The following is an 8,537-nucleotide window of genomic DNA, read 5'->3' on the forward strand; positions in this document are numbered from 1 at the left end:
CGCGCCTCTTGGTGGGGAGTAAGCCAATGTACTCCCCATTGTACTCCCCACTTGGCGGTGGCTTAAGCTAGATTTTCGTAGACATCCGTAGACAGCCTTCACCTGATGTTTCATAAAAAACAATAGGATATGGATGCTGGTGGAAGCCCGTGGACATCACTCGATGTTCTGGATCTGCTCGCGCATCTGTTCGATCAGCACCTTGAGCTCCACGGCACAGCGGGTGGTGGCGGCCACCACCGACTTGGATGACAGGGTATTGGCCTCGCGGTTGAGCTCCTGCATCAGGAAGTCCAGGCGGCGACCTACCGGGCCCTGCTGACCGAGCTGGCGTTCCACTTCGGCCACGTGAGTGGCCAGACGATCGAGTTCCTCGTCGACGTCGGCCTTGTGGGCGAGCAGGACCAGCTCAGCCTCGAGCCGCTGGGGCTCCAGCTCAGCGCGCATTGCCTCCAGCCGCTCCAGCAGTTGGGCGCGCTGGCGCTCGAGGATCTTCGGCATCAGCCGGCGCACCTCGTCAACCTGGGCATTCACGGCAGTCAGCCGTTCGTGGATCAGCGCGGCAAGCTTCTCCCCCTCGCGGGCGCGGCCAGCGACCAGGTCGTCCAGGGCGGCCTGGAAGAGCGCCAAGGCTTCCTGCTTGACGGCCTCCATGTCGGGACCGCGGCGGTCCAGCACGCCGGGGTGGTCGAGCAGGCTCAGGGCATCGGGCATGGCGGCCCCGGGAACGCTTTCGCGGATCTCCTCCAGGGCCGTGGCGAGGGCTGCCAGGCGGCTGCGGTCGACGGCCGGTGCGGCCTCGTCGCCGGTGGGCTCGAAGCGCAGGGTGCATTCGACCTTGCCGCGGGCCAGGCGCGAGCGCAGGGCCTCGCGGAACAGCGGCTCCAGGTCGCGCAGTGCCTCCGGCAGGCGGAAGTGGGGTTCCAGGTAGCGCTGGTTTACCGAGCGAAGCTCGAGCTGCAGGCTGCCGGCCGCGGTATCGCGATCCTGGCGTGAAAAGGCGGTCATGCTATGGGCCATGGTGCCTCCCGATGCGCCGTGATCTCTCTGGGCCGGGCAGTGTAACCGATTCCCCGGCGATAGCGTGTAGAATGGCCGCCATTCCACAGCGTGACGTCCTGTCACCAACCCGATTCAAGAGAGGTGCCATGTCTTCGGAGATCCGGCGTCCCAGCGGACGCGCCCCCGACCAGTCCCGCGAGATCCGTCTCACCCGCGACTATACCCGCCACGCCGAAGGCTCAGTGCTGGTGGAGTTTGGCGACACCAAGGTGTTGTGCAACGCCAGCGTCGAGGTCGGCGTGCCGCGCTGGCTGCGCGGCAAGAAACAGGGCTGGGTGACTGCCGAATACGGCATGCTACCCCGAGCCACCCATACCCGTGGCAGTCGCGAAGCGACGCGCGGCAAGCAGGGCGGCCGTACCTTGGAGATCCAGCGGTTGATCGGTCGATCGCTGCGCGCGGCAGTGAACCTCAAGAAGCTCGGAGAGTTCACCATCACCGTGGACTGCGACGTCATCCAGGCCGATGGCGGTACCCGCACCGCCTCGATCACAGGCGGCTGCGTGGCGCTGATCGACGCCATCCGCCACCTGCAGCGCGAGAAGCTGATCAAGGGTGATCCCTTCCATCAGCTGGTGAGCTCGGTCTCGGTAGGGCTGTTCAAGGGGCTGCCGGTGGTCGACCTCGACTACCCCGAGGACTCCAGCGCCGATACCGACATGAACGTGGTGATGGCCCAGGAAGGCGGCCTGATCGAGGTGCAGGGCACCGCCGAGGCCGGCACCTTCAGCCGCGCCCAGCTCGACGCCATGCTCGACCTGGCCGAGAAGGCCGGCAGCGAGCTGTTCGAGCACCAGCGTGAGGCCTTGGGTATCCCTCGATAGGCAGCCAGGCGAAGTCTGTCAACGGAGCAACCCTGGGAGTGTTTGGGTTTTCCAAATGCATTGCGCCGGCCATTCAGGCCGGCGCAATGCGTTCCGGCGAGCCGGAACGGCGACGAAGGGAGCGGGCTCAGAGCGTCAGGTCATACTCGACGATCAGCGGGGCGAACTCCGAGAAGGTGGCATCGTAGTCGATCCAGGCGTCCACCACGTGGCGGCGGAACTCGGGCCCCACCACCTGATAGTCGATGCGCCAGCCTTCCTGGCGGGAGCGCGGCACCTCCTGGTCGAGCCTGGGCCACCAGGTGTACTCGCCGGCGTCGCGGTTGATCTCGCGGAAGGTGTCGATGAAGCCGGTGGGACCAAACATCTGGTCCATCCAGGCGCGTTCTTCGGGCTTGAAGCCGGGCGTGGTCTGGTTGTCGGTCCAGTTCTGCAGGTCGAGGGTCTTGTGCGCGACATGCCAGGTGCCACAGATGATGTACTCGCGCCGCTTGCGGGCCATCTTCGACAGGTATTCCTGATACTGGGCCATGAAGGTCTGCTTGGCGGCAACGTCGCTGCCGTCGGGCATCAGGAAGCTGGCGACGCTGAAGCGGTCGTAATCGGCCTGCAGGAAGCGAGCCTCATGGTCGCATTGGGGAAACCCCAGCCCGTACATGATCGCCTTGGGGATCTTGCGGCAGTAGAGGCCGACCCCCGAGAAACCCTCCTGTTCGGCATCGAGGAAGTAGCCCTCGTAGCCTTCCGGATAGAGGATGCTGTCGTCCAGCTCGAAGCTCTTGGCCTTGAGATTCTGGACGCAGACGACATCGGCGTCCTGGCCGGCCAGCCAGTCGAGAAAGCCTCGGCTGACGGCTTCGCGGATGCCGTTGACATTGATGGTGGCGATTTTCATACATGGTCCCTTTTGCGTCGCGCGTGTATGATACCCGACGTTTCGACGTTTGGGTAAATGGCCCCGGTCGATAGACGTGATATAGGCCCTTGACCGAGATGCCAGGTCCCTGACCGTGAAGAGGAGGCCCTGTGGCGGACCAGCCCGGCACGCAGTGCATGCAGGATTACCAGCGGGAGTTCATCGAGTTTGCCATCGAACAGGGCGTGTTGAGCTTCGGCGAATTCACCCTGAAGTCTGGCCGGGTCAGCCCCTATTTCTTCAACGCCGGCCTGTTCCGTAGCGGCGGCGCCCTGGCGCGGCTGGGGCGCTTCTACGCGAGGGCCATTCAGGACAGCGGCCTCGAGGTCGACGTGCTGTTCGGTCCGGCCTACAAGGGCATCCCGCTGGCGGCCACCACCGCCGTGGCGCTGGCCGACCACCATGACCGTGACATGCCCTACGCCTTCAACCGCAAGGAGGCCAAGGGCCACGGTGAGGGCGGCAACATCGTCGGAGCCGCGCTTGAAGGGCGAGTCCTGATCATCGACGACGTGATCACCGCCGGCACCGCCATCCGCGAAGCGATGGGCCTGATCGAGGGCGCGGGTGCCCGGGCGGCCGGCGTGCTGATCGCCCTGGATCGCCAGGAGCTCGGCCAGGCCGAGGATGGAGTCAAGCGTCAAAGCGCCATCCAGGAGGTCGAGACCGCCTACGACATGCCTGTGGTCAGCATCGTTACCCTGGATCTGGTGCTCGAATACCTCGAAGCGCACGCCGGCGAGGCGATGCGGCCCCATGCCGAGGCGATCCGCGCCTACCGTGCTCGCTATGGGGTGCGAGGCGACTGAACGCTCCGCGGCATTCTGCCGGCGTTTGCCGTTCTTCCTTCGGGCCCCGCACGGGGCCCGAGTGCGTTGCGAGCCCTTCATATCAGGAGTCGTTGATGCTCGATGTGGTGCTCTATCAGCCCGAGATTCCCCCCAACACCGGCAACCTGATTCGCCTCTGCGCGAACACCGGGTTCCGCCTGCACCTAATCGAACCACTGGGCTTCGTGCTGGATGACAAGCGCCTGAGGCGCGCCGGGCTCGACTACCACGAATGGTCGCGGGTCAGCGTCCATGCCGACTGGGAGGCTTTCCTGGAAGCTGTGGTGCCGGAGCGGGTCTTCGCCGTCTCGACACGCGGGCGCACCGGCTATGAGCAGCCGGCCTATCGCGAGGGCGATGCTCTGGTGTTCGGCCCCGAGACCCGTGGCCTGCCCCAGACGCTGCTCGACGCCCTGCCCGAATCCCGGTGCCTGCGCATTCCCATGCTGGCGGAGAGCCGCAGCCTGAACCTCTCCAACGCCTGTGCGGTGGTGGTCTACGAGGCCTGGCGCCAGCTGGGATTCGTGGGATCCGGCCTTCCGGGGTCCGGGCTTCCGGGGTCCGAGCTTCCGGGCTCCGGCAAGGCGGGAGACGTGTTGCCAGAGTCCGCGAGGAACCGCTGATGTCACCGACCATCGCCAATCGCCTTGCTAGCCTCAATCCCCGCCAGCAGGAGGCTGTGCGTTACATCGATGGCCCCTGCCTGGTGCTGGCCGGGGCGGGCTCCGGCAAGACCAGCGTGATCACCACCAAGATCGCCTACCTGGTGCAGGAGTGCGGCATGAGCGCCCGGCGTATCGCCGCGGTGACCTTCACCAACAAGGCCGCCCGGGAGATGAAGGAGCGCGTGGGCAGCATGCTCAAGGGCAAGGAGGGGCATGGGCTGACCGTCTCCACCTTCCATACCCTGGGGCTCAACATCATCCGCCGCGAGCTCAAGGCGCTGGGCTACCGGTCGGGCTTCTCGCTGTTCGATCCGGAGGATGCCAAGGCCCTGCTGCGCGACCTGATGAACAAGGACGCCCAGGTCGATGCCGACCAGATCAACGCCGTGCAGCACCAGATCTCCCAGTGGAAGAATGATCTGGTGTTGCCCGGCCAGGCCCTCTCGCATGCGGCCGATGACGACGAGCAGTATGCCGCCCGGGTCTATGAGGCCTATGTGCGCCACCTCAAGGCCTACAATGCCGTGGACTTCGACGACCTGATTCTGCTGCCGGTGGTGCTGCTGCGCGACGACACCGAGGCGCTGGCACGCTGGCGGCGCAAGATCCACTACATGCTGGTGGACGAGTATCAGGACACCAATATCAGCCAGTACCTGCTGGTTCGGCTACTGATGGGCGAGCGCGCGACCTTCACCGTGGTGGGCGACGACGACCAGTCGATCTACGCCTGGCGCGGGGCGCGCCCCGAGAACCTGGTCACCCTGGGCGAAGACTTTCCGCGCCTCAAGGTGATCAAGCTGGAGCAGAACTACCGCTCCACCGGCACCATCCTGCGTACCGCCAATACACTGATTGCCAACAACCCCCACGTCTACGACAAGACCCTGTGGTCGGAGATGGGCGAGGGGGCGGCGATTCGTGTGGTAGTCAATCGCCACGAGGAGGCCGAGGCCGAGCGCGTGGCCAGCGAGATCCTCACCCGGCGCATCAAGGAGAAGGCCGAGTGGCGCGATTTTGCGGTGCTCTATCGCGGCAACTTCCAGGCTCGGCTGCTGGAGCTCAAGCTGCAGCACTACCAGATTCCCTACAAGCTCTCCGGGGGTACCTCCTTCTTCTCGCGTAACGAGATCAAGGATGCCATGGCCTATCTGCGGCTGCTCATCAATCCGGCCGACGACAATGCCTTCCTGCGCATCGTCAACGTGCCGCGCCGCGAGATCGGCCCCGGCACCCTGGAGAAGCTCGCCAACTATGCCAACGACCAGGCCAGCGGGCGCAGTATCTCGCTGTTCGCCGCCTGTCACGAACTGGGTCTGGAGCAGCAACTGCCGGTGCGTGCCGTGGAGCGACTGGGGCGCTTCACCCACTTCATCGATGGCGTGCGTCGACGCATGGATCAGGGCGATGCCATCGACGCCATCCGTGGCATGCTGCACGAAATGGATTACGAGGCCTGGCTTTACCAGAACGCCAGCGCGCCGACCATCGCCGAACGGCGTATGGCCAACGTCTGGGTACTGGTCGACCAATTGGAGAAGTCCATGAACCGTGATCCTGAGGACACGGCCAGCACGGAGACCGAGACCAATGATGTGGAGTCGGCCATCTCGCGGCTGGTGCTGCGTGACATCCTCGAGCAGCAGGCCGAGGAAGACGACTCCGACCGCGTCCAGCTGTTGACCATGCATGCCTCCAAGGGCCTGGAGTTTCCCCATGTCTACCTGATGGGCCTGGAGGAAGAACTGCTGCCCCACCGCAACGCCATCGAGGCGGGCACCGTGGAGGAGGAGCGTCGCTTGGCCTATGTGGGCATCACCCGTGCGCGGCGCACCCTGACTCTTACGCTGGCGCGTCAGCGCAAGACCTATGGTGAACTGATGGACTGCACACCCAGCCGCTTCCTCGACGAGTTGCCGGACGATGATCTCGAATGGGAGGGTCGCGCTGACCGGGAAGACCCGGAGAAGAAGCAGGCCCGAGGAAAGGACGCCATCGCCGGGCTGCGCTCTCTGTTGGGCTGAGGGCTCTATGCCCAGACGCAAGCGGGGCGCCCAGAGGCGCCCCGCAAGCTTTGCCGTGGTCGGAAAGTTACTGCACCGGCTCGACCAGGTAGTCGGTGGCAGCCTTCACCTCGTCGTCGGAGAGGCTGGGGTTACCTCCCTTGGCCGGCATGGCGTTGAAGCCATTGATCGAGTTGTTATAGAGGGTCTCCATGCCCTTGGACATACGGTCCGCCCACTGATCGGCGTTACCGCGAACCGGGGCACCGGCGGCGCCGGTCATGTGGCAGGCCATGCATACCTGGTTGTAAATGGCCTCGCCATCGATGCCGGCATGGGACGGTTCGTCACCGGAGGCGGTTTCTTCCTCGGTGCCAGCGGTTTCCTCTTCGCCGGAAGCCGAATCTCCCTCGGTGGAAGCAGCTTCTTCTTCGCCAGAAGCGGCCCCTTCCTCGGCGGAGGCAGCTTCCTCTTCGCCAGAAGCAGCACCTTCATCGCTGGAGGCAGCTTCCTCGTCGCCGCCCAGTTCCGGCACTTCCATTACCGGTTCGACCAGATAGGCGGTTGCCGCTTCCACTTCCTTATCGGAGAGGTTGGGGTTGCCGCCCTTGGCCGGCATGGCGTTGAAGCCGTTGATGGAATGGCTCAGCAGGGTCTCGAAGCCCTTGCCGGTGCGCTCGCTCCACGCGGCCTCGTCGCCGCGTACGGGGGCACCAGCGGCGCCGGTCTCGTGACAGGCCATGCAGACATTGTTGTAGATACCTTCGCCATCCACGCTGCCACCACCACCCGAGGTGTCACCGCCACCGCTACTGGCCGCCATGCTGGTGCCGCAGTCCTCGCCCTGCAGGCAGAGTTCTCCCACGGGTTCCAGACGCTCTGCGATAGCGGCACGCTCTGCGTCGTCCTGAGCAACGGCGCTACCTCCTACGGTCAGGCCCAAGGTGGCCAGACACCCTATGATCAGCTTGCTGGATTTCACTCTCACCACCTCTCGACGGTCCTGTCTTCGGAATCACGCTCGGCTTCACGTCAGCCGGTGAACACCATGGCGCGCATTAACTGCTGGTCAGTATACCGGCATCGCCAACGCCTGGAAAATCTCGCGGCTCATACCATGGCCGCGGGCGAGCGGGACGGCCGCTGGACAGCGCCGGGGCTGGCGGGTACGATGTCGACCGCCTGGCACCCACCGTCAGGCATGTGCGCCCGTAGCTCAGTTGGATAGAGTATCGGCCTCCGAAGCCGAGGGTCGCAGGTTCGAATCCTGCCGGGCGCACCACGAATTCAAGGGCTTACGATAATCTCGTAGGCCCTTTTTCTTGCGTGTGCCCAAACCGTGCCCACGTTTGAAGCTACTTGCGATATATCTGCATTTACTGATTGACTTCTGGCCGATGATGGGCACGCAGTTGGGCACACGAGGATAGAGGTGGTCCACAATCAGTTCGGCTCACCCCACCCCTCTAGCAGCATTATCGGCTCACTGGCAGTTATCGATGCGTTGTGCCTCATCAATATTGGCCTTCTTGCGGGCTACCACCACCCGGTCAGCAATGGCCTTGCTGATCATGTCCCCTACCGGAAGCGGTGTCGCTGAGTGAGCGTTTGGATACGTAGGGACTTCCCAAGACCAGTAGTTCGCTGGCCTGATTGGTTTATGTTGAAGCAGGTTTCAATAACGATCATACTTGCACGCCATTTATCCAAGAGAGGTGACATCATGTCGATCCTGAATTCTTATCTGCAGAAAGAACAGCAATTGAAACAGCTCCAGGAAGAATTAGATAAGCTGAAAAACGATGAGCGCCTCAAGACCGAGCTGGACTTCAAGAGCCATCTCGAGACCCTGATGCGTGAATTCGACAAGTCCGCAGCAGACGTCATCAAGCTGCTGGACCCAACACAGGACGCTGACAAGACCTCCAGCAGCGCCAAGAGCACTGGACGCGCTAAGCGCAAGCTGAAGATCTACAAGAACCCGAACACCGGCGAGGTCGTCGAGACACGCGGCGGCAACCAGAAGACGCTGAAGGCATGGAAGGAGGAGCACGGCGCAGAAACCGTTGAAGGCTGGCTGGTAAGAACAGAAGACTAAAGCACTTCAATCCTGCCCACCAACCCATCGGTGGGCAGGGCAGCTTTCGGCCAAGAGCGGTCTTACAGAGAAAGCTGATGTGGCACCAAACTCAACCTTAGCAGGACCATCGGCTGCAAAAAATGCTCGGGAGAGAAAA

8 protein-coding genes and 1 tRNA gene are annotated in these 8,537 nt (G+C 63.6%); 6 read left to right on the top strand and 3 right to left on the bottom strand.

Annotation, left to right across the window (positions count from 1 at the left end):
• Positions 1-156 precede the first annotated feature (156 nt).
• The gene (locus BMY30_RS08685) at positions 157-1,020 is read right to left on the bottom strand and encodes a YicC/YloC family endoribonuclease (RefSeq protein ID WP_089712618.1); all 864 of its coding nucleotides are present in this window, start codon (positions 1,018-1,020) and stop codon (positions 157-159) included.
• Positions 1,021-1,148: 128 nt separating this feature from the next.
• On the opposite strand from BMY30_RS08685, the gene rph reads away from it, so the two are divergent.
• On the top strand, positions 1,149-1,886 hold the full coding sequence (gene rph / locus BMY30_RS08690; RefSeq protein ID WP_089712620.1) for a ribonuclease PH: 738 nt from the start codon (positions 1,149-1,151) through the stop codon (positions 1,884-1,886).
• A 127-nt stretch (positions 1,887-2,013) separates the two neighbouring features.
• On the opposite strand, the gene BMY30_RS08695 is transcribed toward rph, so the two are convergent.
• On the bottom strand, positions 2,014-2,781 hold the full coding sequence (locus BMY30_RS08695; protein ID WP_089712622.1) for an exodeoxyribonuclease III: 768 nt from the start codon (positions 2,779-2,781) through the stop codon (positions 2,014-2,016).
• A 158-nt stretch (positions 2,782-2,939) separates the two neighbouring features.
• Here BMY30_RS08695 and pyrE point away from each other — a divergent pair, with 158 nt between their 5' ends.
• The 3 genes from pyrE (at position 2,940) to rep (ending at position 6,321) form a co-directional block, all read left to right on the top strand.
• Complete coding sequence (gene pyrE / locus BMY30_RS08700) at positions 2,940-3,611, top strand: orotate phosphoribosyltransferase (protein ID WP_089712648.1); 672 nt, start codon at positions 2,940-2,942, stop codon at positions 3,609-3,611.
• A gap of 95 nt (positions 3,612-3,706) precedes the next feature.
• Complete coding sequence (trmL, locus tag BMY30_RS08705) at positions 3,707-4,255, top strand: tRNA (uridine(34)/cytosine(34)/5-carboxymethylaminomethyluridine(34)-2'-O)-methyltransferase TrmL (RefSeq protein WP_089712624.1); 549 nt, start codon at positions 3,707-3,709, stop codon at positions 4,253-4,255.
• Positions 4,255-6,321, top strand: coding sequence for a DNA helicase Rep (gene rep, locus BMY30_RS08710; protein ID WP_089712626.1), 2,067 nt, complete (start codon positions 4,255-4,257; stop codon positions 6,319-6,321). Before trmL ends, rep begins: the two co-directional genes overlap by 1 nt.
• A 67-nt stretch (positions 6,322-6,388) precedes the next feature.
• Here the strand turns inward: rep and BMY30_RS08715 are convergent, their stop codons facing one another.
• The gene (locus BMY30_RS08715; RefSeq protein WP_089712627.1) at positions 6,389-7,282 is read right to left on the bottom strand and encodes a c-type cytochrome; all 894 of its coding nucleotides are present in this window, start codon (positions 7,280-7,282) and stop codon (positions 6,389-6,391) included.
• Positions 7,283-7,505: 223 nt separating this feature from the next.
• On the opposite strand from BMY30_RS08715, the gene BMY30_RS08720 reads away from it, so the two are divergent.
• Positions 7,506-7,582: transfer RNA gene (locus tag BMY30_RS08720), tRNA-Arg, on the top strand.
• 441 nt (positions 7,583-8,023) lie between these two features.
• Positions 8,024-8,398 carry a histone-like nucleoid-structuring protein, MvaT/MvaU family gene (locus BMY30_RS08725; RefSeq protein WP_089712630.1) on the top strand — a complete coding sequence of 125 codons (375 nt, stop codon included), beginning with the start codon at positions 8,024-8,026 and terminating at the stop codon, positions 8,396-8,398.
• Positions 8,399-8,537 lie beyond the last annotated feature (139 nt).

This window comes from Halomonas daqiaonensis (genome assembly GCF_900109725.1).
Taxonomy (GTDB): domain Bacteria; phylum Pseudomonadota; class Gammaproteobacteria; order Pseudomonadales; family Halomonadaceae; genus Halomonas; species Halomonas daqiaonensis.